Source organism: Pseudomonas sp. S3_E10, assembly GCF_054667615.1.
Map to the genome: position 1 here is coordinate 4,847,718 of NZ_CP162743.1, position 24,818 is coordinate 4,872,535.

Consider the following 24,818-nt stretch of genomic DNA (forward strand, 5'->3'; position numbering starts at 1 on the left):
TCATGACCCCGTACGCCCTGTCGAAGCCTGTTTTGTTAGCGCTGTTATTTATCAAAGAACAGTTAAAAGAACCTGTTGCATTGTTTTGGACAGTGATTTCTCCGGTCGTTACCTATTACCTGATTGCCTACACAAGGGCGCCAGTGATGGGGGGGGGCTGGCGATTATTTGTCGAACACTTCATGGTTCTACGCTTTTGTCGCATCAAGTGTTGCGTTGTTCGGGCTGGCGTTTTACATCGTGGGTCGCAGAGAGAGCGGTTTTCTGCGGTCTTTTGTCTATACAGGTCGCACGAAGGTTATTTTCCTTGCCGGGCAGTTTCTCGCGTATTCGATTGTTTCAATCCTGTATTGCTCTGTGTTCTACCTGCTGACACGTTATTCGTTTGGCGCGGTAGATATAGCCGAGTATCTCGTTGTCGTCGGGCGGTTTTATGTGTGTTTTCTGCTGTTTTCCATACCTTCGCTTTTGTTAACCCTGGTCCCAGTGGGCTTTCAGAATGCGAGTACGGTTTTCTCCATGTTGTCCCTTGGGATGTTGGCGCTTGGAATCGTAAGTATCGGCTCCTTAAACTCAACGCTTGCCTTGGTCCGGTTTTTTAATCCGATGTGGTGGGCAAATAGAGTTATGTTGGTTGGCGTGACGGAGTGCGGGTGGGTTGTTGTGGTGGTGGTGGTTTGTCTCGTACTTTCATGGGGGCTGATGTTTCGCTTTTTATTGATTAATCCCGTTTGGAGTCGTTACTAATGGCGCGGCTCATTGTGGACTCGCTTGATGTTCGATATGCATCGCATACCGTGCTTCATAACGCCTCGCTGGAGGTTGAGGCAGGTTCGATCTCTGGTCTGCTGGGTCCTAACGGTTCCGGTAAAACCACGTTTTTTGACGTGATGTGTGGCCTGAAAAAAGGCATGGCGGCGAGATAAACAACTCTTTTTCGAAGCTGCTTTACCTCTCGCAAGTCATCAGCACGCCCGCTGTGTTGCGCATGTTCGACATTTTCAAGATGGTCATGCTTTTTTGCTCAGAAACGAAGGTCACGCAAGAGCACGCGCTCAATCAAATCGAAAAATGGAGCCCAGGCATTGCGCAGCGGTATTGCGAACTCTGGAACAAAAAGTCCTCCCTCTGCAGCTACGGAGAAAAGCGCTGGTTTTTCACCTTGTCGCTGCTCTGCGCCAATGCTGACATTGTGATACTGGATGAGCCCACCGCAGGTGTAGATCCCGAGTTTCGCTACCACATCTGGCGATGCCTGGAGGGGGCGGCGGCAGACGGTGTCGCGGTGCTGGTTTCATCGCATAACGTCGATGAGATCGTCACGCACTGCGATGACTTCTACATGCTCAGCCAGCGGCGCTTCAATCGTTTCAATGATGCGCAAGGCTTTATGAGTGCGTACAAGGCCAAGAGCCTGGATGAGGCGTTTATTCATGCGGCGAGCCTGCGTTCGTGAGGGGGAGTTGTGGATACACGATCAATTCCAGTGCCCCTTTGTAATAGCGCTTGCCCCCCGGTGGCAGTTGCCCGGCCTCGCGCATTTCGCTGGTGCTGCCGACGCGTATCAGCACGCCGACCGACCCCTGTTGGCGGGCGTCCTTGAGCCAGGCTTGCACCTGGTCCAGGTCGATCTTGCGGTGGACCGAATCGGCATATTGCAGGCCGTAGCGCAGCTCGCCTTCGGTGTCATACAACGCCACTTGCGGGCGTTGCAGGCGCCAGGCGAGGGCGGCGGCGAGGCTCAGGTCGTTGCTAAGCAGGGCGTGGGTCTGTTGCAGGACTTGCTGATGCTCCGAGACGAACGTGTCGGGCATTTCGTTATCGGCGATCACTTGCGGCATGCTCGCCGGCAACAGAATCACCAACAGGCCGATACCCAGCACCGGCATGGCCCACAGCGTCAACGGGCGAAAGGCTTGCAGCAGGTTGGTGAGTATCCACCCCAGCAACACGATAAACGCCAGGGACAGGCTGAACATCTCGGCGTGGCTGTTGCTGTACACGGGCCTGGCGATTTGCAGATAGATCAGGCCGACCATGGCCGCCATGCCGATCACGAAGTTGAGCAGGCCATTGAGGCAGATCGTGCGGGCCTGGCGTAGGCGCCGCAGGTCGCTCAAGGTATGCCCCATCAGCAACGCCAGCGGCAGCAGGCACGGCATGATGTAGGTTGGCAGCTTGCCGTTGCTCAGGCTGAAGAACACCAGCGGCAGCAACAGCCACAGCGCCAGGAAAGCGATGGCCGGCTGGCGTTTCTGCTGCCAGGTGGCGCGCAGGGTGCTGGGCAGCAACCCGGCCCACGGCAGGCAGGACACGGCGATGATCGGCAGGAAGAACCACCACGGTCGCACGTGTTGCGCGTTGTCGGCGCTGAAGCGGCGGATGTGTTCATTCCAGAAAAAGAAGCGCCAGAAGTCCGGCTCCTGGCTGTGAATGGCCAGCACCCACGGCAAGCACACCAGCACCGCGACACAGATCGCCAGCGGGCCATAGCGCAGCAACTCGCCCAGGCGCCGTTGCCAGAGCATGTACGGCAGCGCGATCAACACCGGCAGCGCCCCGGCCAGGAAGCCCTTGGTCATGAAACCCATCGCGCAGGCAAACCCCAACACGGCCCAAGCCCCCAGGCGGCTGCGTGGGGTGCTGCTGTCGAGGGCAAACCACAATGCCACGAGGCTGAGGTTGACCCACAAGGTGAACTGCGGATCGAGGTTCGAATACCCGGCCTGCCCGGCGATCAGGCCAAAGCTCAGGTATAGCAGGGCACAGGCGAAGCTTTTGCGCGGGTCGTTCCACAGGCGGCGGGCGATGAGGTAGGCCAGCAGCACGCTCAAGCCACTGGTGAGCGCAGAGGCAATGCGCACGCCGAACAGGTTCTGGCCAAACACGGCCTGGCCCAGGGCGATCAGCCAATAGCCGCCGGCCGGTTTTTCGAAATAGCGAATGCCCATGAAGTGCGGCGCCACCCAGTTGCCACTCTGGAGCATCTCCTGGCTGATCTGGGCGTAGCGAGTTTCATCCGGGGTCCACAAACCGTGCAGGCCCAGGGGTAATAGATAAAACGCGGCGAGAGCCAAGAGCAGCACCGGCAGGGGGGTTAAACGGTTCACGAACACGTCGCTCCTTGACGTTCAAAGTTGAGGTTTTTAAGCGATGAAGTCATCACGCAAGTGTTCACAGCGTTTATTGAATAACGTGAATAAGTCATGAAGTTCTTAGTTAAAAGGCGCAATTAAACATGCCAGAACAGGCCTGTCTTTTTGCTGAACATGGGCGGTAATCGCGTTGGCGCGATGACTTAGAATTGTTTGAGGGCAGCGGGCCAGTCGGGGTTATTCATGATGCCCAGGGTCTTGAATTTGCCATTGGGCAAAACCTGTACGAACAGTGCGCTGCCGTACTCGGGGAACCTGGCGCGAGGGAAGCCCAGGCTGGTTTCGAAGTCGGCGATGCAGCCGCTGTGGGTGATGAATACGAGGTTGCGCCCAGGCTGTTTGTAGCGCAGCAATTCTTCGCCCATGGCTGCGCCGCAGACGGCTCTCTCGCCGGAGGTCAGCTCATGTTTGTCGAACATGAAGCGCAAAGTCTGGGCGGTGCGGATAGCGGGGCTGGCGAGCACGTCGCTCTGGGCCATGCCCAGCGATTTAAAGGCGTTGCCGAGTGTCTGCGCGTGTTGGCTGCCGTTGATCGTGAGGCCTTCGAGCGGGCCCAGGCACGGGTTGCTCGAACGGTCGCAGCGCTCTTCATGGCGCACCAGCACAATCACTTCGCCGTCGCGCCAAAGGGGGATCACTTGCGAGGTCAGGAGACGATCGCCCACCCCCAGGTTCCGTGGGGACGCCGGCCACAGCAGGCTGCACACGAGCAGCAAGGTGACCACGCTAATGCCTAGCCACAGCCGTTGCAGGCGCTTGGAAAAAGCCCGGCGCGAACGTGGTTTGGTCAGGGTAAGGTCAACCACTTCATTCACCATGGGCGCTGTTGGCAATGTTGTATTTGTTTGGCGCAACGTGTCGGCTATTCGCCGCAGTGAAACAGGAGGCTGTCATAGGGCTGCTGTCTTTTCGCTGAACACGTGGCGGTTAAAAAAGTTGCCAGGCGTTGTAACTAACAAGTTGCCGACGCGTGGCGCTTGACCGGTAATTTAAAGCGGGGGGAGTGGGCAACCGGTGAAATCCATGTGAAAAATTTGCGTAGGATCAATACATAGCCGTTATCCTCGATTGCCCCCCATCAAACGAGTGTTGTCATGTTGCAGGTGCACGCCGTGTTTAAAAGCTATGCCACGCCCCAAGGCCCATTGGCGGTGCTGTCGGGGGTCGACCTGCACTTGGCCGAGCGCAGCAGCCTGGCGTTGATGGGCGAGTCGGGCAGCGGCAAGAGCACGTTGTTGCACCTGGTGGCGGGGCTCGACCGAGTGGACCGCGGCAGCATCCAGGTGGGTGAGCAGCGCCTCGACCAGATGAGCGAAGCGCAACTGGCCCAGTGGCGACGTACCGACATCGGCCTGGTGTTCCAGCAGTTCAACCTGATCGGCAGTTTGCGTGTCGACGACAACCTGGCGTTCCAGGCCCGGCTGGCGGGGCGTTTTGATCCGCACTGGCAGGCGCATCTGGTCGAGCGCCTGGGCTTGGGCGATTTGCTCAAGCGCTACCCGGAACAACTCTCGGGCGGCCAGCAACAGCGCGTCGCCGTAGGGCGCGCGCTGGCATCCAGGCCCGGCTTGTTGTTGGCGGATGAGCCCACCGGCAACCTGGATGAGGCTACCAGCGACGAGGTGCTGCAACTGCTGCTGGACCTGCTGCGGGACAGCGCCGCCAGCCTGTTGATGGTCACCCACAGCCCGCGCATCGCGGCGCGGCTGGACCGCCAGGTGGTGTTGCATCATGGCCATATCGTGCCTGCGGACGCGCGCTGAGATGGCGGTGTTTTATTGGACGCTACGCGCGTTGCTCAGCCATTGGCGACGCCATCCGGTGCAGTTTTTCAGCGTGCTCACCGGGCTGTGGCTGGCCACGGCGCTGTTGACCGGGGTGCAGGCCCTCAACAGCCAGGCTCGCGACAGCTACGCGCGCGCCAGCCAGTTGATCGGCGGCGAAGCCCAGGCCAGCCTCAGCGCTGCGGACTCGGCGAGTTTCCCCGAGGGGTTGTTTGCGCAACTGCGCCGCACCGGCTGGCCGGTGTCGCCGGTGGTGCAAGGGCGGGTGCAGTTGCAGGGCCATGAGGATGTGCGCCTGCAATTGATGGGCATCGAGCCGTTGTCGTTGCCCGGCAGCGCGACAGTGGCGGGGCAACGCTTGAGCCAGGCGCAACTGCTGGCCTTCTTTGACCCGCCGGGACGCACCTGGGTTGCCCCGCAGACCTTGCGGTCGCTGGGTTTGCAGGAAGGCATGCAACCACTGACGCTCAATGGCCAGCGCCTGCCGCCCCTGCAAGCCCAGGCGGACATGGCGCCCGGCCTGTTGTTGACCGATATCAGCTTCGCCCAACCGCTGCTCGACATGCCCGGGCGACTGTCGCGCCTGCTGGTAGACAAGGCGTTCGCCGCCGGCCAGCCCACGCCGCCCACCGACCTGCAACTGCGCCAGGCCGAGGACAATAACCTGGCGCGCCTCACCGAGAGCTTTCACCTGAACCTGGACGCCTTGGGTTTCCTCTCGTTTGTGGTGGGGCTGTTTATCGTGCACGCCGCCATCGGCCTGGCCCTGGAACAACGGCGCGGGCTGCTGCGTACCTTGCGTGCCTGTGGGGTCAGTGCGCGGCGTTTGATCTTCAGCCTGGGCGTGGAGTTGGCCGCGTTGGCGCTGCTCGGGGGCATCCTCGGCGTCGCCAGCGGCTACGGGCTGGCCAGCCTGTTGCTGCCGGATGTGGCCGCCAGCCTGCGCGGCTTGTATGGCGCCGAAGTGCCGGGGCAATTGAGCCTGAGCCCGGGGTGGTGGCTGGCGGGGTTGGGCCTGAGCCTGCTCGGCGCGTTGCTTGCCGGCGCAAGCAGCCTGTGGCGGGCCGCGCGCTTGCCATTGCTGGCGCTGGCCAACGACCAGGCGTGGCATGAGGCCCATGGCCGTTGGTTGCAACGCCAGGGTGGGGTGGCGGCGGCCGCGCTGCTGATCGCACTGTTGGCGCTGTGGCTGGGCGATAGCCTGGCGGCCGGCTTTGTGCTGATGGCGGCGTTGCTGCTTGGCGCGGCCCTCGGTTTGCCGGTGCTGCTCAATGGCGTGCTCAACGCCGTGCTCGGGCGCAGCCGCTCAGTGCTCGGCCAATGGTTTCTCGCCGACTGCCGCCAGCAGTTGCCGGCGCTGAGCCTGGCCTTGATGGCTCTGCTGCTGGCCCTGGCCGCGAATATCGGCGCGGGTTCGATGACATCGGGCTTTCGCCATACCTTCAACAACTGGCTGGAACAACGCCTCACCGCCGAGCTGTACCTCAACCCGCAAACCCCGGCCCAGGCCGAACAGCTCGGCGGCTGGCTGGCGCAACAGCCGTGGGTAAGGGCGGTGCTCCCCACCTGGCAAGTCGCCGTGCAAATACAGGGTTGGCCGGCGGACCTGTTCGGGGTGGTCGATGACCCTACTTATCGTCAGCATTGGCCGTTGTTGGAGGCTGTAGACCAGCCGTGGGACCAATTGCACACAAACGACACGCTGATGCTCAGCGAGCAGTTGGCGCGTCGCCTTTCAGTGACACTGGGGGATGTGCTCCCTATCCCAACAGCGCAAGGTGTATGGTCGCCCAGAGTCGTGGCGATCTACGCCGACTACGGCAACCCCAAGGGCCACATACTGGTCAATTCGCAGCACCTGCTGGCGCATTGGCCGACACTCTCGCCGGCACGCTTCAACCTGCGTGTCGCCGCGCCCGACGTGGCGCCGCTGGTGCGTGAAGTGCAGCGCGCATTTGCCCTGGAGGACAGCCGGATCATCGATCAGCAGCAACTCAAAGGCTGGTCGAGCCAAGTGTTCGAGCGCACCTTCGCCGCCACCGCGGCCCTCAATAGCCTGACGTTGGGCGTGGCCGGCGTAGCGCTGTTCATCAGCCTGTTGACCCAGAGCCAGAGCCGCCTGGGCCAACTCGCACCGCTGTGGGCGCTGGGCGTGACGCGCCGGCAATTGATGCTGCTGAACCTGGGGCAGACCTGGCTGCTGGCGGTGCTCACCCTGGTGCTGGCGGTGCCGCTGGGCCTGCTGCTGGCGTGGTGCCTGGATGCGGTGATCAACGTGCAAGCCTTTGGCTGGCGCCTGCCGTTGCAGGTGTTCCCGTGGCAGTTGGCGCAACTGCTCGGGCTGGCGTTACTGGCGACATTGCTGGCATCGGCGTGGCCACTGTGGCAGCTGTACCGCAGCCGTCCGGCAGACTTGTTGAGGACGTTTGCCCATGAAGGTTAAAGCGTTGTTGTGCGCCGCTTTGCTGCTGGCCGGTTGCGACAAAGCCCCCGCGCCGGCGCAGAGCTTCGCGGGCCTGGGCAATGATGCGGCGGACTTTGCCCAGGTGGTGCCGGGCAAGGTGTTCAGCTTTCCAGACGACCACGGCCCCCATGACGGTTTTCGGATCGAGTGGTGGTACGTCACCGCCAACCTCAAGGACGCACAGGGCAACGTATTCGGGGTGCAATGGACGCTGTTCCGCAATGCCCTCAAGCCCGGGCCGACGCAAGCGGGCTGGCATGACTCCACCGTGTGGCTCGGCCACGCCGCCGTCACCAGCGCCACTCGCCACTACGCCGCTGAACGTTTGGCCCGTGGCGGCGTCGGCCAGGCCGGTGCCCAGGCGGTGCCCTTCAACGCCTGGATCGACGATTGGAATTTTGCCAGCCGCCCCGGCGCCGCCAGTGCGTTGGCGGATATGCAACTCAAGGCCGGCGGTGCGCAATTCGCCTACGATCTGCACCTGACCTCCAGCCGCCCGCTGGTGCTGCAAGGCGCCAACGGCTACAGCCGAAAATCCGATCTGGGCCAGGCGTCGTACTACTACAGCCAGCCGTTTTTCAACGCCAGCGGCAGCCTGAGCATTGATGGCAAGGTGTACCAAGTCACGGGCCCTGCCTGGCTGGATCGCGAATGGAGCAGCCAACCCTTGAGCGCCAGCCAAACCGGTTGGGACTGGTTCTCCCTGCACCTGGACAGCGGGGCGCAACTGATGTTGTTCCGTGTGCGCCAGCAGGACGGCGCCGGTTACCTCACCGGCACCTGGATCGACCCGCAAGGCCACGCCGAGACGTTGCACAACGCCAATATTCAACTTGCGCCGCTGGCAACCACGGCCATCGAGGGGCGCAACATGCCCACGCGCTGGTCGCTTAAAATTCCGGGCAAACAGCTGGACATCAGCCCTGAGGCCGTCAACCCGAACGCCTGGATGAACCTGAGCATTCCCTATTGGGAAGGGCCGGTGCGGTTTGACGGCGGGGTGGGGTATCTGGAAATGACCGGGTATTGAATAGGTAAAATTTCCTACAAAAATACTGGACATGCATACAGTTGTTGGCTAGATTCCATCCCAGGTGACCGGATGTCACCTGACCTTCAGTTTTTAACTATGGATGGATAAAAAATGAAATCGAAAAAAGCCTTTATGTTGGGCGCGGCCATGGCGGCCTCCTGCTTCGTGTCGGCCTTTGCCCTGGCCGAGCAATACCCTCAGAAGCTCAGCGCCGAAGCGGTCAGGCTGGCCGTGGACAAAGCGCTAAAATCCGGCGGCAAGCTGGAAACAACCCAAGTTTCAACCGCGCTCAAGCAAAAGCTCAAGGCGGCGATGGCCGGCAATTCGAAGCCAGCGCAGAGCAAGGCCGCAGTCAGTGGCGCGCCGGTTGACGTGCAGGTCGATGCATTGAACACAGCTGACCCGGCGCAACTGAAAGGCTCGGCGATTGCTGCGTTCACGCCGCTGTTCCCGACCCTGGATATCAATACGCTGTACACCGTCAGCGGTGTGGAAACCGGTGCGCAAATCGCCTATCACTTCAACCTGCCGAAAAACGCGCGCATTCAGGTGCAACTGCTGAACCAGAGCGCCGGCACGGACATGTCGTTGACGCTGTTCCACGATGACGGCCAGGGTAATTTGACGCCCCTGGGCACTTCCGACGCCGCCGGCAATGCCGATGAGTACCTCAACGGTGTGATGCCGGCCGGTGACTACTACTGGTACATGGTGGCGAACACCGCGAGCAACGCACAGTTCAGCTTTGGTGTGGCGGTGGACAGCAACATCGATGCCTTCGAGCCCAACGACACCGCACAAACCGCGTTTGCCTTGCCGGATGCGCTGAACCAGGTGACGGGCAACATCGACTCCGTCAACGATGTCGATTACTTCGACTTCACTTCGCTGCGCGGTCAAGGCGTGGCCGTGTACCTGGATGAAGAAAGCACAGGCGCGCGCAACCAGTGGGTGTTCGAACGGTTTGATGGGAATAACTGGATAGTGGTCCAGCCGGAAAATACCTCGACCTACCCGAGCGTGCCCGTGGGCTATACCGTGAAGGTTCGCGTGCGCGCCAACCCAGCGGTGGCATTGAACCCCCAGGCGCACTACAAGTTGACGCTGGGTTCGGCACCCCGCCTGAACCAGTACGACGTGATTGGCGACAATGTGGTGCGCATCCCCAGTTCGATTTTCCAACTGGCCACCCAGGCGGCCCGCAACCTGAGCTGGAGCACGCAATGGTCTGACAGTACCGGCGAACCCCTGCGCGGCGTCACCCCGGTATTGCGGGTCGATAAGCAGTTCAGCGGCGCCTATAACTTTGTCAATTACGAGGCCACCACCGGCATCACTGGGGCAGCTTCGGGCAATGTCGCGCTGGGTACCTGCTCGGGTGACCACAACGCGATCTACCCGGACAGTTCGTCCGGCCAGACCTACAACTGGAGAACCTGGTTCAACGACGGCGGCTGGCGGATTGAACTCAAGGAATTCCCAGGCGTGGGTGTCGGGGTAGGTGGCAATATCGTGCAATACGTTAGCCTGGGTCATATTTGCAGCCAGACCATCGTGCGCTAACTGATTCATGCAAGTGAGGCGGGGGGCAGTCCATAGGGCTGCCCCCTTTTTTTGCGCCTGTTATGCGCACCTCTCCAAGAGGCTGTTTGCAGGCGGTACGACCAACGGGGGCTTGCACGCCCGGGATTTCCTTGCTAGCTTCTCGCAAAATGTTAACGATAACATTTGCTCTAAAAATAAAAACAAAACAGAGACCCACGCCATGAAAATGCTCCCGAAAACCCTGTGTTTATTGGCTGTAAGCATCACCCTCGGCACCGTTGCACCGGCATTTGCCGACGCCGCCAAGCCGATCCGCATCGGCGCGTCATTCCAGGAAATCAACAACCCCTATTTCGTCACCATGAAAAACGCCCTGGAAGAAGCCGGCGCGAGCATCGGTGCGAAACTCATCATCACCGACGCCCGCCACGACGTGTCCAAGCAGGTCAGCGACGTGGAAGACATGCTGCAAAAAGGCATCGATATCCTGCTGATCAACCCCACCGATTCGGTCGGCGTGCAATCGGCCGTCAAATCCGCTCACGCCGCCGGTGTCGTGGTGGTGGCGGTGGACGCCCAGGCCGAAGGCCCTCTGGATTCATTCGTCGGTTCGAAGAACTTCGATGCCGGTTTCCAGGCCTGTGAATACCTGGCTAAAAACATTGGCGACAAAGGCAACATCGCGATCCTCGACGGCATTGCCGTGGTGCCGATCCTGGAGCGTGTGCGCGGTTGCAAAGAGGCCGTGGCCAAGCACCCTGGCATCAAGGTCGTGAGCATCCAGAACGGCAAGCAGGAGCGTGACCAGGCGCTGACCGTCACCGAAAACATGTTGCAGGCCCAACCCGGCCTCAAGGGCATTTTCAGCGTCAACGACAACGGCTCCCTCGGTGCCCTGTCGGCCATCGAAGCCAGTGGCCTGGACGTGAAACTGGTCAGTGTCGATGGCGCGCCGGAAGCGATCAAGGCGATCCAGAAACCCGGCAGCAAATTCATCGCCACCTCGGCCCAGTACCCCCGCGACCAGATCCGCCTGGCCCTGGGCGTTGCCCTGGCCAAGAAGTGGGGCGCGCAAGTGCCCGCCACTATTCCGGTGGACATCACTCTGATCGACCAGGCCAAGGCCAAGGACTTCAGCTGGTAAACCGCCCATGGCCCCACGGAAGGCGTGGGGCCTGGGGCTCCTTCTGAGCGAGAGGTCGGCGGCATGAGCAGTCTTCTGAAGCTGGAAAATATCTGTAAGCGTTACCCAGGGGTGCAGGCCCTCAAGTCCATCAACCTGCAAGTCGAGCGCGGCGAGATCCATGCCTTGCTCGGCGAAAATGGCGCGGGCAAATCGACCCTGATGAAGATCCTCGGCGGCGTCGAGCACCAGGACGAAGGGCGGATCCTCATCGATGGCCAGGCACAGCGTTTCGCCACTTACCGCGACGCCATTGCCGCCGGAATCGGCATCGTGTTCCAGGAATTCAGCCTGATTCCCTATCTCACGGCAGTGGAAAATATCTTCCTCGGCCACGAGCTGAGCAACCGCTTCGGCCTGTTGCGCAAGCGTGAGATGGTCGCGGCCGCCGAGGCATTGTTCCAGCGCCTGGGCGTGAGCATCGACCTGCATTGCGCGGTCGAGCATTTGAGCGTGGCCGAGCAGCAGTTCGTCGAAATCGCCAAGGCCCTGGCGCTGGATGCGCGTTTGCTGGTGCTAGATGAACCCACCGCGACCCTGACGCCCAGCGAGGCCGAGCTGCTGTTCGAGATCATGCGTGAACTCAAGCGCCAGGGCGTGGCGGTGATTTTTATCTCCCATCATTTGGAAGAGATTTTCCAGGTCTGCGACCGCATCAGCGTGCTGCGCGACGGCGCTAACGTGGGCGTCACCGATGTGGCCGACAGCGATATCGACCGCCTGGTGGAAATGATGGTAGGCCGCCGCCTGGAATGCAGTTTCCCGCCCAAGCCCGGCACCGGGCGCGGTCCGTTATTGCTGGAGGTCAGGGACATCCAGTTGGTGCGCAACGGCCCGCATAACAGCTTCCAACTGCACCAGGGCGAGATCCTCGGGTTTGCCGGCCTGGTCGGCTCCGGCCGCACTGAGCTGGCCCTGGGCATGCTCGGCGCGCTGCCGTCGGTGAGCAAGGAGGTGTGGCTGCGCGGTGAAAAAATCCGCCTCGACGACCCGGCCCAGGCACTGGCCCATGGCATCGGCCTGCTGCCGGAAAGCCGCAAGAGCGAAGGGCTGATCACCGATTTCAGCATTCGCGAAAACATCTCCCTGAACAACCTGCCCAAGTACCAGAACGCCGGTGGCCTGATCGACAAGGCCAAGGAATGCGCCAGCGTCGAGGCATTGATGAAGCAGCTGTCGATCAAGGCCCCGAGCGGCGAAAGCCGGGTGTTCAACCTCAGTGGCGGCAACCAGCAAAAGGTGGTGATCGCGCGTTGGGTCAACCACCACTGCGACGTGCTGGTGTTCGACGAACCCACGCGCGGCATCGACGTGGGCGCCAAGGCACAGATCTACGCGCTGATGCGCAGCCTCACCGAACAGGGCTACGCGATCATCATGATTTCCTCCGAACTGCCCGAAGTCATCGGCATGTGCGACCGCGTCGCCGTGTTCCACAAAGGCGCGATCGTCAAGGTCCTGGAAGCGTCCGCCGTCAATCCTCAAGAGGTCATGCGCCATGCAACAGGGGGCTCAAGTGAATACGTCCATTAACCGCGCCGACACCGCTCGGCTGCGCCTGAACCTGGCGCGGCTGGTGCGTTCGCCGGCGTTCTATCCGTTCGTGGGGCTGGTGGTGGTGACCCTGGTGATGATCCTCGCCAGCGACACGTTCCTGACCGCCAGCAACCTGTCGAACATCGCCCGGCAGGTGTCGATAAACGCGATTATTGCGGTGGGCATGACCTGCGTGATTCTCACCGGTGGCATCGATTTATCGGTAGGGCCGGTGATGGCGTTGTCCGGCACGCTGACGGCCGGGCTGATGGTCGCGGGGCTGCCACCGGGGCTGGCGATTGGAGCCGGCATGCTGATCGGCGTGGCCTTCGGCATCGGCAACGGTTTATTCGTGGCCTACCTGCACATGCCGCCGATCATCGTCACCCTGGCGACCATGGGCATCGCCCGGGGCCTGGGCCTGATGTACACCGACGGCTACCCGATTTCCGGCCTGCCGGACTGGTTTGCCTTCTTCGGTCGCGAAAGCGTGTTCGGCATCCAGGTGCCGATCCTGATCATGCTGATCACTTACCTGGCCGCCTACGTGCTGCTGCAACACACCCGCGTCGGCCGCTACATCTACGCCATCGGCGGCAATGAGGAAGCCGTGCGTTTGTCCGGCGTGCGCGCGGCGCGCTTCAAGTTGCTGGTGTACGGCATCAGCGGCCTGACCGCCGCGATTGCCGGGCTGGTGCTCACCTCGCGCTTGATGAGTGGCCAGCCCAATGCCGGTGTGTCGTTCGAGCTGGATGCGATTGCCGCCGTGGTACTCGGCGGTGCGTCGATTGCCGGGGGCCGCGGGGTGATCGTCGGCACCTTGCTCGGCGCCATGCTGCTCGGCGTCTTGAACAACGGATTGAACATGCTCGGCGTGTCGCCCTACGTCCAGAGCGTGATCAAGGGCGGGATCATTTTGCTGGCGATTTTTATCAGCCGTCAGCGCCATAAATAAACTCCTCTCATATAGGTCAACCATCATGGACAAGCACACCCAAATGCAAGCCGTCGTCTGCCACGGCCCTAAAGACTACCGCCTGGAACGCATCGGCAAACCGCAGGCGCGCCCCAATGAACTGGTGATCCGCATCGCCGCGTGCGGCATCTGCGCCAGTGACTGCAAGTGCCACTCGGGCGCGGCGATGTTCTGGGGCGGCGACAACCCATGGGTCAAGGCGCCGGTGGTACCGGGCCATGAGTTTTTCGGCTATGTGGAGCAAGTGGGCGAGGGCGCCGAGGAACACTTCGAGGTGCAGGTGGGCGACAAGGTCATCGCCGAGCAGATCGTGCCGTGCGCCAAGTGTCGTTTCTGCAAGTCGGGTCAGTATTGGATGTGTGAAGTGCACAACATCTTCGGCTTCCAGCGTGAAGTGGCCGAAGGCGGCATGGCGCAGTACATGCGCATTCCCAAGACCGCCATCGTGCACAAGATTCCGGCGGCGGTGTCGCTGGAAGACTCGGCGCTGGTGGAGCCGATGGCCTGCTCGATCCACACCGTCAACCGTGGTGATATCCAGCTTGACGATGTGGTGGTGATCGCCGGTGCGGGCACCCTCGGGCTGTGCATGGTGCAGGTCGCGGCGCTGAAAACCCCGAAGAAACTGGTGGTGATCGACATGGTCGACGAGCGCCTGGAACTGGCGAAAAAATTCGGCGCCGACGTGGTGATCAACCCGGCCCGCGAGAATGCCCGCGAGATCATCAATGGCCTGACCGACAACTATGGCTGCGACGTTTACATCGAGACCACCGGCGTGCCGGCCGGCGTTACCCAGGGTCTGGAGCTGATCCGCAAGCTTGGGCGTTTTGTCGAGTTCAGTGTGTTTGGCGCCGAGACCAGCGTGGACTGGTCGATCATCGGCGACCGCAAGGAACTGGACGTACGCGGCGCTCACCTCGGGCCGTATTGCTACCCGATCGCCATCGACCTGTTCGAACGCGGGCTGGTGACGTCCAAGGGCATTGTCACCCATGATTTCCCGTTGGATGACTTTGCCGAGGCTTTCGAACTGGCCAATTCGACCAAGTCGATCAAGGTGCTGCTCAAGCCGGTGCGCTGATCATGCATTACGTGATGGGTGTGGACATAGGAACCCAAAGTACCAAGGCGCTGCTGGTGGATGCTCAAGGCACGATCATCGCCCAGCATAGCCAGGGGTATCGCGTGGATACCCCCAAGGTGCGCTGGGCCGAGCAATGGCCGCAGGTCTGGCTGGATGCCGTCGAGGCCTGCGTGGCGCAGTGCATGGCCAAGGCCGAGGTGGCGGCGGGGCAGGTCAAGGCGCTGTGCATCAGCAGCCTGTATGGCGGCTCGGGCATCCCGGTGGATGCGCAGATGACGCCGCTGCACCCGTGCCTGATCTGGATGGACCGGCGTGCCGGCGAGCAGGTGGCGTGGGTACGCGAGCATGTGGACCTGGAGCGCTTGTTCAGGATCACCGGCAACTCGGTGGACAGTTATTACGGCTTCACCAAGATGCTCTGGCTCAAGCAGCACCAGCCCGAGGTCTGGGCGAACACCCGCTACTTGCTGCCGCCCAACAGTTACATCAACTGGTGCCTCACGGGTGAGCTGGCGGTGGACCATAGCAGTGCCGGCAATATCGGTGGGGTCTACGATGTGGCGGCGCGGGGTTGGTCCGAAGCACTGCTGGCCGAGCTGGGCATACCGTTGGCGATGATGCCGCAGCGCCTGCTGTATGGCGCCGACGTCGTCGGTGGTTTGCTTGACGGCTGGGCCACCCGCCTGGGCTTGCAGGCGGGCACCCCGGTGCTTGCCGGGGGCGTGGATGCAGCCATGGCAACGCTGGCCGCCGGCGTCACGCAGCCGGGCAACCACGTGGCGATGATCGGCACCAGTATGTGCTGGGGCTACCTGAACCAGCAGGTGGATGCGCGTCACGGCTTGGTCAGCATGCCCCACGTCTACAACGGTCATCGGGACCTGTACATCTTCGGCGGCGCGATTACCGCAGGGGCGTCGGTGAGCTGGTTTCGCGAACAGTTCTGCCAGGCCGAGGAACAACAGGCCAAGGCCCGCGGCCTGGACAGCCTGGTACTGCTGGAACAGAGCGCGATGAATATTCCGGCGGGCAGCGAAGGGGTGGTGTTCCTGCCCTACCTGATGGGCGAGCGCAGCCCGGTGTGGGACGACCGCGCCAGTGGCAGTTTTGTTGGCCTGAACCTGTATCACAGCCGTATCCACCTGTACCGCGCGGTATTGGAGGGGGTGAGTTTTGCCCTGCGCCATAACATCGAGGCGGGTACTCGCGGCGCGCACTCACTGGACCCACGCTTGATCGTGGTGGGGGGCGCGAGCCGCTCGGATTTGTGGATGCAGATCATCGCGGATGTCACGCGGTTACCGGTGTACACCATTGTTCAGGAAGTCGAGGCGGCCTTGGGCGCGGCGCTGCTGGCGGCGCACGCGGTGGGGTGGGTGAGTGATGAGGCGATGGACAAAGGCTGGGTGCACCTGGCGTTGCGCGCCGAACCCAAGGCGCAGAACGCCGAGGTGTATGACCGGGTCTTCGCCGAGTATGTGAAGTTGTATCCAGCCCTGAGGCCGATCATGCACAACCTGCAAACTACCTAAATCAACACGGTCCAAAAATGTGGGTAACTTTATCGCCTATGGAAAAGTGATCATGAACGCAACCTTCGACTTCACCCACCAGCGCATTCTCGTCACCGGCGCCAGCAGTGGCATCGGCCGCGAAATTGCCCGGCAACTGATCGCCAGCGGCGCCGAAGTCTTTGCGCTTGGCCGCGACGCCGAGGCCCTGTCGCAACTGGGCTGTCACACCCTGTGCCTGGACATCGCCGACAGCACCGCCCTCGACAAGGCCCTGCAAGGCTTGCCGCCCTTGCACGGCCTGGTCAACTGCGCTGGTATCTCGCGCCTGGAGCCTGCCGCCGCCATCAGTGCCGAGGCCTTTGACCAGGTTATGCAGGTCAACGCCCGCGCCGCCGCGCAGGTGGCCAGCCGTGTGGCGGCCAACATGATCCAGGCGCATATCGCCGGCAGCATCGTCAACGTCTCCAGCCAGGCGTCATTGGTGGCGCTGGACGAGCACCTCGGCTACTGCGCCTCCAAGGCCGCGCTGGATGCGATCACCCGTGTGCAGTGCGCCGAATGGGGCCGCTTTGGCATCCGCGTGAACAGCGTCAACCCCACCGTCACCCTCACGCCCATGGCCACCATGGCCTGGTCCGACCCGGCCAAGCGCGATCCGGCGCTGGCGGCGATCCCACTGGGGCGCTTTGCCGAGACCGTGGAAGTGGCGCTGCCGGTGTTGTTTCTGCTCAGCGATGCCGCCAGCATGATCAGCGGCGTGAGCCTGCCGATCGACGGTGGTTACACCAGCCGCTAGCCGTTCTCCAGCTTGCCGGCGATCACCACTTTGTCCCGTGGTTTGTACGGATCTTGCAGGCGATCGAGCAGCAGGCGTACCGCGCTGCTGCCCGCCAGGGACGCATCGTGGGCCACGCAGGCGATCGGCACGCCGAAGATATCGGCGAACGGCAGGCGGTCGACGCCGCAGATGGTCAGGCTGTCATGGGGAATGTTGTGCATGCGCAGGGCGCGCAGGGCGCCCAGGGTGATCAACTGGTTGAAGCCCATGATCGCGTCCGGCGCCGGATGTTCGGCCAGGTAGTCGAGGGTGTGCAGGTAGGAGGGCATCAGCGTGTAGTCGCCGGCTTGCACGTGCACCTGTACCTGTGGATGTTCGGCCAGCACTTCGCGCAGGCCTTTGAGGCGTTCGACGGTGATGCGCGAATGCGCGGGGCCGGTGAGCACCAGCAGGTGCTTGAGGGCGGGGGTTTGGCGCAACAGGTACTGCGCAGCCTGGATGCCGCTGTGGTAGTTGTCGAGCACCACGCGACTGAACGGGCTGTCATGGAGGGTGCGATCGAGCAGCACCACCGGGGTCTTGCCGTTGCGCAGGCGCTCCAGGTAGTCGGGTTGGTAGCTCGGCTCGTCGGAGACCGGTGACAGGATGATCCCCGCCACGCGGTAGCCCAATAACGTATCGACCGCTTTGCTTTCCAGTTCCTCCAACTCATCGGTGTCCACCAGCATGATGGTGTAGCCGTGTTGTTTGGCCTCGCGGGAAATCGCCTTGATCATCTCGCTGTAGAACGGGTTGTCGACTGACGCGGTAATCACGCCGATGATCAGGCTTTCACTGCGTTTGAGCCCGCGTGCAAAGGCGTTCGGCACGTAGTCGAGTTCGCGCGCCACTTCCAGGATGCGTGCCAGTGTGGCGGGTTTGACCAGGTCAGGTTTGCTCAACGCCCGGGACACGGTGATGGTGGTCATGCCGACGCGTTTGGCGATGTCGCTGATGGTGACGGACTTTTTCTTGTTCATCGGTAAGGCTGCCAGAGGACACCCGCGCAGGCTAGCATGCGCGGCGACTGACAGTGATTCAAATCAGTGGGTCCCAGCGCTGTGACCAGTCACTTTCGGCCTTGACCACCCCGCGCAGCAATTCCAGCGCCTGCTGCAATACCGCCGAATCCCGTGCCCGCGAGTACACCAGGTACGTCGGGAAACTGAACTCCGGCGCCTTGGGCACGCGCCGCATCACGCCGCTGTCCAGGTAGCTTTGCACCACGCGTGTGCGGAAATAGCCCGCGCCGCCATGTTCGAGGATGTACTGCAACGCCAGTGGCCCCAGGTTGAAGCTCACGGCGGCGCGGGCCTTGTCGGGCAGGGCGGCGTCATGCTGCTGGCGAAAGCCCTGGCCCCAATCGATGTACACGTAGGGCTCCGGCTTGCTCACCAACTGCACCAGGATCAGTTTTTCTTCCAGCACTTGCTCCACCTGCAACCCCGGCCAGTATTGCGGCTGGAACACCAGTGCGGCATCGAGCACACCCAGTTCCAGTTGGCGCAGCAGGTATTCGCCTTCGCGGATTTCCGTGCGCAGGGCGTGCCCGGGGATGTGTTCGCGCAGGGCCTGGGCCCAGCCGAGCATCAACGGGTTGCACAGGCTCACCTCGCCGCCGATATGCAGCACATTGCGATAGCCATCGGGCAACGGCAGGTCGCGGCGCGCGGCTTCCCAGGTTTGCAGCAATTGGTTGGCGTATACCACAAACGCCTCGCCGTCGGCCGTCAGCCGGGCGCCGGCGCGGTTGCGCACGAACAGCGTACAGCCCAATTGGTTTTCCAGGTTTTTGACGCGTGCGGTAATGGCGGTCTGGGTGACGTGCAGTTTCTCGGCCGCCGCGGCCAGGCTGCCGCAACGGCTGATTTCAAGGAAAGTGCGTGCCAGTTCGATGTCCATGAAGCCCCCTGGGAAGAATGGGCGACAGTGTAAAGGCTAGGAACTGGAATGCAGTCAAAAATGTGGGAGGGGCGGTTATCGGGCTAACAGGGACGGTTCTATTCAGACTTGGCCAGCCGGTACTTGGGCATGAATGTCTGCGCAGTATCGGTAGGCAGCAGCGCCCAGCGAAAATAGTGCATGGCGCCTCGATAGCGATTGTTGTTCATCTCCCCCAGGGTGAAACCGTCCTTGGGTTCTGCCCACAAATCCTGGTCCACCACGAAGTAGCTCTGGCCGGCCTTGACGGGCAAGTCAAACTGACGCGTGGCTTCGTCGGTGAGGATTGAGGTTTTGTTGGAGCTGATGCGGTGCACGCCGGCGGGCAAGTCAACCTTGAAGTAGCCTCCGGTAGGCAGTTCCCCAAGGCTCTTGCCGTCCACATGGACTTCGGTGGTGAACTGCGGGCTCATGAGGCGATACTCGCGCACGAAGTAAACGGTTGCCTTGTCGTTGGCGGTTTGGGCCGGCGCGGTGAAGTAGGGCTGCCCCAGCAGTGGGTCGGTATGCGCGCAGCCTTGCAAGCAGGCCAGCGCCAAGAAAAGACCTATCCGTGTGAGTGTTCTTGGCATTGCATAAAACTCCTGAAAACGTTGGGGGCGCGAGAATAGCACTGAGCCAGGCGTCAGCGCATGCCGAAGGCACGGCGGTTATCCGTCAGACCGGTGCCTGCAAATGTCGGGTTGGAAAAGCGCGCGCATACACCTGGCACACCCTCAACACCTGCTCATCGGCAAACCGCGCCGCCACCACATGCAGCCCCACCGGCAAGCCATTCGCCGCCAAGCCGCACGGCACCGACGCCGCCGGTTGCTGGGTGAGGTTGAAGGGGTAGGTGAACCGCGTCCACTCGGTCCATTCCTGCAGGCCCGAGCCGGGCGGTACGTTATGCCCGGCCTCGAACGCGGTGATCGGCATCATCGGCGACACCAGCACATCGTAGTGCTGGTGGAACGCCGCCATCTTTGCCACCAACGCGGCGCGAGCTTCGAGGGCCGTGTTGAAATCATCCAGGCTCAACCGCTCGCCACGCTCCGCAATGCGCCGCAGGCCGGGGTCCAACAGCTGTTTTTGGGCGTCGCTCATCGTGCGGGTCAGGCGTGCGGCGCCGGCGGCCCAGAGGGTGCTGAATACCTGCTGTGGGTCGCTGAAACCGGGGTCGATCTGCTCGACATGAGCGCCCAGCTGCGCCAGGCCCTCCACCGCCCGGGCGACGACTTCGGCCACCTGCGGGTCAACGTCGATGTAACCGAAGTTGGGGCTGTAGGCGATACGCACACCCTTCAAGTCCGTCGCGTGCGATAACCACGGCGTGCTGCGTGGCGCTCCGATCAAACCATCCCGCGCATCCGGCCGCGCCACGGTTTGCAGCATCAACACACTGTCTTCTACCGTGCGCGTCATCGGGCCCAAGTGCGACAGGATCGTCATGGAGCTGGCCGGCCATTGCGGCACATAGCCGAAGCTCGGCTTGATGCCGAACGTGCCGGTAAACGCGCACGGGATCCGGATCGAGCCGCCGGCATCGCTGCCCTGGTGCAGCACGCCCAGGTTCAGCGCCGCCGCCGCGCCGGCACCGCCGGATGATCCGCCGGCGGTGGTACGCGTGTTCCACGGGTTGCGGGTGATGCCGTACAAGGGGTTGTCGGTAACGCCTTTCCAGCCGAATTCCGGGGTGGTGGTTTTGCCCAGCAGCACCGCGCCGGCCTTGCGCATAAAGGCTGTGAAGGGTGCATCGATGTCCCACGGGCCTGCAGCGCAGGTGGTGCGCGAGCCCTTGCGGGTGGGCATGCCGACAGTCAGCGTCAGGTCTTTGATCGAAGCCGGCACACCGTCCAGCGCACCGCACGGCTCGCCCTTGAACCAGCGCTGCTCCGAGGCGCGTGCGGCGTTCAGCGCGCCTTGCGGGTCCACGTGGCAATAAGCGTTGACCACCGGGTTGTAGCGCTTGATACGCAGCAACGCATCTTCGGTGACCTCCACCGGCGATAAGGTCTTGTTGCGAAAATGCTCCAGCAGTTGCACCGCTGTCAGTTGGCCTATCTCGCTCATGCCAGGTCCCCCTGCGCCGCATTGACCATGGCGCGCAGCAGCACCGCGCAACCGGCCGCCAGGTCATCCGGCGCGGCATTCTCGATTTCGTTATGGCTGATGCCGCCTTCGCAGGGCACAAAGATCATCCCGGCCGGCCCCAACTCAGCGACGAAAATCGCGTCATGCCCGGCGCCGCTGACGATATCCATATGGCTCAAGCCCAACGCCTGGGCGCCGTCACGCACGGCTTTCACGCAAGCCGGGTTGAAATCCAGCGGTGGGAAGTCGGCGGTAGGGGTCAGCTCAACGCTCAGGCCGTGACGCTGGGCGGTGGCGTCGATCACGCCGCGCACTTCATCGACCATCGCTTGCAGTTTGTCGGCGTGCAGGTGGCGCAAGTCGAGGGTCATGTGCACCTGGCCGGGAATCACATTGCGCGAGCCGGGGTGCAGGGCCAGGCAACCAACCGTGCCGCAGGCGTGAGGTTGTTGTTGATGGGCGATGCGGTTGACCGCGCTGACCACCTCGGCGGCGCCGACCAGGGCATCCTTGCGCAGGTGCATCGGTGTTGGGCCGGCGTGGGCTTCGACACCGGTGAGGGTCAGGTCGAACCACTTCTGGCCCAGGCACCCCATGACCACGCCGATGGTGGTGGCCTGGTCTTCCAGCACCGGGCCCTGCTCGATGTGTGCCTCGAAGTACGCACCGACCGGGTGGCCCAGCACCGCACGTGAACCGGCATAACCGATGCGCTGTAATTCGGCGCCCACCGACAGGCCTTGTTCATCCCGCTTGTCGAGGGTGTCCTGCAAGTCGAACTTCCCGGCAAACACCCCGGAGCCCATCATGCACGGCGGGAAGCGCGAGCCTTCTTCGTTGGTCCACACCACCACTTCAATCGGCGCATCGGTTTCGATCTTCAAGTCATTCAGGGTGCGGATCACCTCCAGCCCGGCCATCACGCCGTAGCAACCGTCGAACTTGCCGCCGGTGGGTTGGGTGTCGATATGGCTGCCGGTCATCACCGGCGGCAGGGCCGGGTTACGTCCCGCGCGGCGGGCGAAGATATTGCCGATGGCATCGACGGTGACGCTGCACCCGGCGGCCTCGCACCACTGCACAAACAGGTCACGGGCCTGGCGGTCCAGGTCGGTGAGGGCCAGGCGACACACGCCGCCTTTGACCGTGGCGCCCAGTTGCGCCAGGTCCATCAGCGATTGCCACAGGCGGTCGCGGTTGATCAGCGGGGCATTGCTCTTGAGCGGTTGCGCAAAACTATTCATCTGCAATCTCCGATCAGGCACTCAGGGCCAGGTAGCGGTTCTTGATGGTCGGGTCGGCGCGGAAGGCTTCGGCGCTGCCTTCGTACACCACGCGGCCCTGTTCGAGTACGTAATGGCGGTCGGCGAGTTTGTCGCAGACCATCAGGTTCTGTTCCACCAGCAGCACCGGCAGGCCGTCGTCCTTGACCTTGCGCAGGATCTTCACCAGTTCGTCGACGATCACCGGGGCCAGGCCTTCGGTGGGTTCATCGAGGATCAGCAGCTTGGGATCGTTGAGCAGGGCGCGGGCGATGGCGAGCATCTGCTGCTCGCCGCCGGAGAGGGCGTGGCCGGCGTTTTTGCGGCGCTCCTTGAGGCGCGGGAACATGGCGTACACGTCCTCCAACTGCCAGCGGCTGGTTTTGCGTGCGGCGATGCGCAGGTTTTCCTCTACCGTGAGCAGGCGGAAAATCCCACGGTTCTCCGGCACCAGTGCCAACCCTTGGCGGGCGATTTCAAAGATCTTCCGCCCGACCAGCGCCTGGCCGTTGAAGTGAATCTGGCCCTGGCGCGGGCAAATGATGCCGAGGATGCTGCGCAGGGTGGTGGTCTTGCCGGCACCGTTGCGCCCCAGCAGGGTCACCAGTTCGCCGGGGTTGACCGTCAGCGACACGCCTTCGAGCACATGGCTCTTGTCGTAGTAGGAATGGATATTCTCGACGATCAGCATCAGGCAGCCTCCCCCAGATACGCCGTGCGTACGCGCTCATCGGCGCGCACGAATTGCGGGGTGCCTTCGACCAGGATCTGGCCGTGGCTCATCACGGTGATGCGTTGGCTGATGGACATGACGATGCTCATGTTGTGTTCGATCAACAGCACCGTGTGGTCGCGGCCGAGGTCGCTGATCAACTGGGTCATGATGGGGATGTCATCGATGCCCATGCCCGAGGTGGGCTCGTCGAGCATCAGCAGTTTGGGCTTGGAGCAGATCGACATGCCCACCTCCAGCACCCGTTGCTGGCCGTGGGACAACTCGCCGGCCAGGGTGTCGGCGCGGGTGCTGAGTTGCAGGCGTTCGAGGACCTGATCGGCCATCTCCAGGTGTTCGCGTTTGCTATCGACCCGGCGCCAGAAGTTCAGGGCGCGGGCGCCGTCGCGGCCCTGGGCGGCCAGGCGCAGGTTTTCGCGCACGCTGAGGTTCTGGAACAGGCTGGTGAGCTGGAACGAACGCGCCATGCCCAGGCCGACACGGGCGTGGGCCGGCTTGCGCATCAGGTTGTTGCCGTCGAAATGAATCGCCCCGGCGGTGGCCTGGCGTTCGCCGGTCAGGCAATGGAACAGGCTGGTCTTGCCGGCGCCGTTAGGGCCGATGATGGTGTGGATGGTGCCGGCCTCGACCTTGAGGTTGACGCCGTTCACCGCATGGAACGCGCCGTAGGCCAGTTCCAGGTTTCTGGTTTCCAAAAGGATGCTCATAGCACGTGCTCCTTGTTCACCACACTAGCCTTGCGGCTGCGGCGCACCTTGTCGAACAGTGAGGCCAGGCCGCCCCACAAACCGCCGCGCATGAAGATCACCACCAGGATCAAAATCACCCCCAGCAGCATCAGCCAGCGCGGCCACAGGTCGGAGAGGAAATCCCCCAGCAATACGATGGAGCCGGCGCCCAGCAACGAGCCGAACAACGAACCGGTGCCGCCGACGATGGTCATGATCAAAATGTTCTCGGACATCGCCAGGTCGATGTTCGACAACGGCACGAAGTGCAGCAGCATGGCGTACAACGCACCGGCGATACCGGTGACGGCGCCCGACAACACAAACACCAGGATCTTGAAGTGGCGCGTGTCGTAGCCGATGGCCGAGGCGCGGGTTTCGTTTTCGCGGATTGCCATCAGCGTGCTGCCGAACGGCGAGGCGATGACGCGGCGCGCGCCGATGAAGATCAGCAGGAACAGCACCGCGACAAAACCATAGAAGGCACGGGCGTCGGCCAGCGACAGCAGCACGGTGTCACCGATGCGGACCTGCGGGCGCGGCACGCTGAGCAGACCGTTGTCGCCGCCGGTCCAGTCGCTCAAGGTGTAGGCGACGAAGTAAGCCATCTGGCTGAACGCCAAGGTGAGCATCACAAAGTAAATGCCGGTACGTCGGATCGCCAACGCACCCACCAGCAACGCCAGGAAACCACCGGCGACAGCGGCACCGAGCAACGCGGTGAACAGGCCCCATTGCAGGTGGATCATCAGCAGCGCCGCGCAATACGCACCGGCGCCAAAGAAAATGCCTTGGCCGAACGACAACAGCCCGGTGTAGCCCAGCAGCAGGTTGCAGGCCAGGGCCGCCATGGCGAAGATCAGGATCTCGCTGGCCAGGGTTGCCGAAGGCAGGATCAACGGCAGGCCGATCAGCACCGCCAGTACCCACAGCAACATGGCTTTGGACTGGGTCTTGGCAAACGGCAGGGGGTTTTTCTCGCTCATG

At 62.4% G+C, this 24,818-nt stretch carries 20 protein-coding genes and 2 pseudogenes; 12 read left to right on the top strand and 10 right to left on the bottom strand.

The genetic code is table 11. The features are described 5' to 3' along the window. The first annotated feature begins 2 nt into the window (after window positions 1–2). Window positions 3–747, top strand: a pseudogene (locus AB4N98_RS22290) (ABC transporter permease). Next, window positions 747–1,456, top strand: a pseudogene (locus AB4N98_RS22295) (ATP-binding cassette domain-containing protein). The pseudogenes AB4N98_RS22290 and AB4N98_RS22295 overlap by 1 nt, the downstream one beginning before the upstream one ends. Here the strand turns inward: AB4N98_RS22295 and arnT are convergent. Both arnT and pmrG read right to left on the bottom strand, forming a co-directional pair. Continuing rightward, window positions 1,428–3,110, bottom strand: a complete 1,683-nt coding sequence (gene arnT / locus AB4N98_RS22300; RefSeq protein WP_460148920.1) for a lipid IV(A) 4-amino-4-deoxy-L-arabinosyltransferase — start codon at window positions 3,108–3,110, stop codon at window positions 1,428–1,430. The pseudogene AB4N98_RS22295 and the gene arnT overlap by 29 nt on opposite strands. Window positions 3,111–3,298: 188 nt before the next feature. Next, window positions 3,299–3,973, bottom strand: a complete 675-nt coding sequence (pmrG, locus tag AB4N98_RS22305; protein WP_026067206.1) for a lipopolysaccharide core heptose(II)-phosphate phosphatase PmrG — start codon at window positions 3,971–3,973, stop codon at window positions 3,299–3,301. Between the two features lie 276 nt (window positions 3,974–4,249). Between pmrG and AB4N98_RS22310 the strand changes: the two genes are divergently transcribed. The 10 genes from AB4N98_RS22310 (at window position 4,250) to AB4N98_RS22355 (ending at window position 17,073) form a co-directional block, all read left to right on the top strand. Beyond that, a complete protein-coding gene (locus AB4N98_RS22310) occupies window positions 4,250–4,918 on the top strand; it encodes an ABC transporter ATP-binding protein (RefSeq protein ID WP_017526998.1) in 669 nt (222 codons plus the stop codon). A 1-nt stretch (window position 4,919) separates the two neighbouring features. Beyond that, window positions 4,920–7,382 (top strand): ABC transporter permease, encoded by a 2,463-nt coding sequence (locus AB4N98_RS22315; protein ID WP_460085470.1) that lies wholly within the window; start codon window positions 4,920–4,922, stop codon window positions 7,380–7,382. Then, entirely contained in the window at window positions 7,372–8,433 is a 1,062-nt protein-coding gene (locus AB4N98_RS22320) for a lipocalin-like domain-containing protein (protein WP_065877597.1), read from the top strand. The genes AB4N98_RS22315 and AB4N98_RS22320 overlap by 11 nt, the downstream gene beginning before the upstream one ends. Before the next feature lie 114 nt (window positions 8,434–8,547). Then, complete coding sequence (locus AB4N98_RS22325; protein WP_065877595.1) at window positions 8,548–9,999, top strand: hypothetical protein; 1,452 nt, start codon at window positions 8,548–8,550, stop codon at window positions 9,997–9,999. 202 nt (window positions 10,000–10,201) lie between these two features. Beyond that, a complete protein-coding gene (locus tag AB4N98_RS22330; protein ID WP_065877592.1) occupies window positions 10,202–11,125 on the top strand; it encodes a substrate-binding domain-containing protein in 924 nt (307 codons plus the stop codon). Window positions 11,126–11,188: 63 nt separating this feature from the next. Further along, window positions 11,189–12,697, top strand: a complete 1,509-nt coding sequence (locus AB4N98_RS22335; protein WP_068937409.1) for a sugar ABC transporter ATP-binding protein — start codon at window positions 11,189–11,191, stop codon at window positions 12,695–12,697. Then, window positions 12,663–13,655, top strand: coding sequence for an ABC transporter permease (locus AB4N98_RS22340; protein WP_017527391.1), 993 nt, complete (start codon window positions 12,663–12,665; stop codon window positions 13,653–13,655). Before AB4N98_RS22335 ends, AB4N98_RS22340 begins: the two co-directional genes overlap by 35 nt. A gap of 25 nt (window positions 13,656–13,680) precedes the next feature. After that, window positions 13,681–14,760 (top strand): alcohol dehydrogenase catalytic domain-containing protein, encoded by a 1,080-nt coding sequence (locus AB4N98_RS22345; protein WP_065877588.1) that lies wholly within the window; start codon window positions 13,681–13,683, stop codon window positions 14,758–14,760. Between the two features lie 2 nt (window positions 14,761–14,762). Further along, window positions 14,763–16,295, top strand: a complete 1,533-nt coding sequence (locus AB4N98_RS22350; protein ID WP_017527005.1) for an FGGY-family carbohydrate kinase — start codon at window positions 14,763–14,765, stop codon at window positions 16,293–16,295. Between the two features lie 52 nt (window positions 16,296–16,347). Further along, window positions 16,348–17,073, top strand: a complete 726-nt coding sequence (locus AB4N98_RS22355; RefSeq protein WP_065877585.1) for an SDR family oxidoreductase — start codon at window positions 16,348–16,350, stop codon at window positions 17,071–17,073. Here AB4N98_RS22355 and AB4N98_RS22360 read toward each other — a convergent pair. The 8 genes from AB4N98_RS22360 to AB4N98_RS22395 all read right to left on the bottom strand — a co-directional run bounded on the left by AB4N98_RS22360 (window position 17,070) and on the right by AB4N98_RS22395 (window position 24,817). After that, entirely contained in the window at window positions 17,070–18,074 is a 1,005-nt protein-coding gene (locus AB4N98_RS22360) for a LacI family DNA-binding transcriptional regulator (protein ID WP_460148921.1), read from the bottom strand. The genes AB4N98_RS22355 and AB4N98_RS22360 overlap by 4 nt on opposite strands. Before the next feature lie 58 nt (window positions 18,075–18,132). Further along, complete coding sequence (locus AB4N98_RS22365; RefSeq protein ID WP_017527008.1) at window positions 18,133–18,996, bottom strand: LysR family transcriptional regulator; 864 nt, start codon at window positions 18,994–18,996, stop codon at window positions 18,133–18,135. A 98-nt stretch (window positions 18,997–19,094) separates the two neighbouring features. Further along, on the bottom strand, window positions 19,095–19,607 hold the full coding sequence (locus AB4N98_RS22370; RefSeq protein ID WP_068937411.1) for a DUF2846 domain-containing protein: 513 nt from the start codon (window positions 19,605–19,607) through the stop codon (window positions 19,095–19,097). Window positions 19,608–19,692: 85 nt separating this feature from the next. Beyond that, entirely contained in the window at window positions 19,693–21,087 is a 1,395-nt protein-coding gene (locus AB4N98_RS22375) for an amidase (protein WP_068937412.1), read from the bottom strand. After that, on the bottom strand, window positions 21,084–22,352 hold the full coding sequence (locus AB4N98_RS22380) for a Zn-dependent hydrolase (protein WP_017527011.1): 1,269 nt from the start codon (window positions 22,350–22,352) through the stop codon (window positions 21,084–21,086). The genes AB4N98_RS22375 and AB4N98_RS22380 overlap by 4 nt, the downstream gene beginning before the upstream one ends. Before the next feature lie 13 nt (window positions 22,353–22,365). Beyond that, the gene (locus tag AB4N98_RS22385; RefSeq protein WP_017527012.1) at window positions 22,366–23,061 is read right to left on the bottom strand and encodes an ABC transporter ATP-binding protein; all 696 of its coding nucleotides are present in this window, start codon (window positions 23,059–23,061) and stop codon (window positions 22,366–22,368) included. Continuing rightward, window positions 23,061–23,810, bottom strand: coding sequence for an ABC transporter ATP-binding protein (locus AB4N98_RS22390; protein ID WP_068937413.1), 750 nt, complete (start codon window positions 23,808–23,810; stop codon window positions 23,061–23,063). The genes AB4N98_RS22385 and AB4N98_RS22390 overlap by 1 nt, the downstream gene beginning before the upstream one ends. After that, window positions 23,807–24,817: a branched-chain amino acid ABC transporter permease gene (locus AB4N98_RS22395; RefSeq protein ID WP_017527014.1), complete on the bottom strand. Its 1,011-nt coding sequence runs from the start codon at window positions 24,815–24,817 to the stop codon at window positions 23,807–23,809. The genes AB4N98_RS22390 and AB4N98_RS22395 overlap by 4 nt, the downstream gene beginning before the upstream one ends. Window position 24,818: the final 1 nt, after the last annotated feature.

What these genes read in the sequence shown, in the direction of transcription:
- pmrG (WP_026067206.1), bottom strand. Translation starts at nt 3,973, where the DNA reads ATGGTGAATGAAGTGGTTGACCTTACCCTGACCAAACCACGTTCGCGC.
- AB4N98_RS22310 (WP_017526998.1), top strand. Translation starts at nt 4,250, where the DNA reads ATGTTGCAGGTGCACGCCGTGTTTAAAAGCTATGCCACGCCCCAAGGC.
- AB4N98_RS22315 (WP_460085470.1), top strand. Translation starts at nt 4,920, where the DNA reads ATGGCGGTGTTTTATTGGACGCTACGCGCGTTGCTCAGCCATTGGCGA.
- AB4N98_RS22320 (WP_065877597.1), top strand. Translation starts at nt 7,372, where the DNA reads ATGAAGGTTAAAGCGTTGTTGTGCGCCGCTTTGCTGCTGGCCGGTTGC.
- AB4N98_RS22325 (WP_065877595.1), top strand. Translation starts at nt 8,548, where the DNA reads ATGAAATCGAAAAAAGCCTTTATGTTGGGCGCGGCCATGGCGGCCTCC.
- AB4N98_RS22330 (WP_065877592.1), top strand. Translation starts at nt 10,202, where the DNA reads ATGAAAATGCTCCCGAAAACCCTGTGTTTATTGGCTGTAAGCATCACC.
- AB4N98_RS22335 (WP_068937409.1), top strand. Translation starts at nt 11,189, where the DNA reads ATGAGCAGTCTTCTGAAGCTGGAAAATATCTGTAAGCGTTACCCAGGG.
- AB4N98_RS22340 (WP_017527391.1), top strand. Translation starts at nt 12,663, where the DNA reads ATGCAACAGGGGGCTCAAGTGAATACGTCCATTAACCGCGCCGACACC.
- AB4N98_RS22345 (WP_065877588.1), top strand. Translation starts at nt 13,681, where the DNA reads ATGGACAAGCACACCCAAATGCAAGCCGTCGTCTGCCACGGCCCTAAA.
- AB4N98_RS22350 (WP_017527005.1), top strand. Translation starts at nt 14,763, where the DNA reads ATGCATTACGTGATGGGTGTGGACATAGGAACCCAAAGTACCAAGGCG.
- AB4N98_RS22355 (WP_065877585.1), top strand. Translation starts at nt 16,348, where the DNA reads ATGAACGCAACCTTCGACTTCACCCACCAGCGCATTCTCGTCACCGGC.
- AB4N98_RS22360 (WP_460148921.1), bottom strand. Translation starts at nt 18,074, where the DNA reads ATGAACAAGAAAAAGTCCGTCACCATCAGCGACATCGCCAAACGCGTC.
- AB4N98_RS22365 (WP_017527008.1), bottom strand. Translation starts at nt 18,996, where the DNA reads ATGGACATCGAACTGGCACGCACTTTCCTTGAAATCAGCCGTTGCGGC.
- AB4N98_RS22370 (WP_068937411.1), bottom strand. Translation starts at nt 19,607, where the DNA reads ATGCCAAGAACACTCACACGGATAGGTCTTTTCTTGGCGCTGGCCTGC.
- AB4N98_RS22375 (WP_068937412.1), bottom strand. Translation starts at nt 21,087, where the DNA reads ATGAGCGAGATAGGCCAACTGACAGCGGTGCAACTGCTGGAGCATTTT.
- AB4N98_RS22380 (WP_017527011.1), bottom strand. Translation starts at nt 22,352, where the DNA reads ATGAATAGTTTTGCGCAACCGCTCAAGAGCAATGCCCCGCTGATCAAC.
- AB4N98_RS22385 (WP_017527012.1), bottom strand. Translation starts at nt 23,061, where the DNA reads ATGCTGATCGTCGAGAATATCCATTCCTACTACGACAAGAGCCATGTG.
- AB4N98_RS22390 (WP_068937413.1), bottom strand. Translation starts at nt 23,810, where the DNA reads ATGAGCATCCTTTTGGAAACCAGAAACCTGGAACTGGCCTACGGCGCG.
- AB4N98_RS22395 (WP_017527014.1), bottom strand. Translation starts at nt 24,817, where the DNA reads ATGAGCGAGAAAAACCCCCTGCCGTTTGCCAAGACCCAGTCCAAAGCC.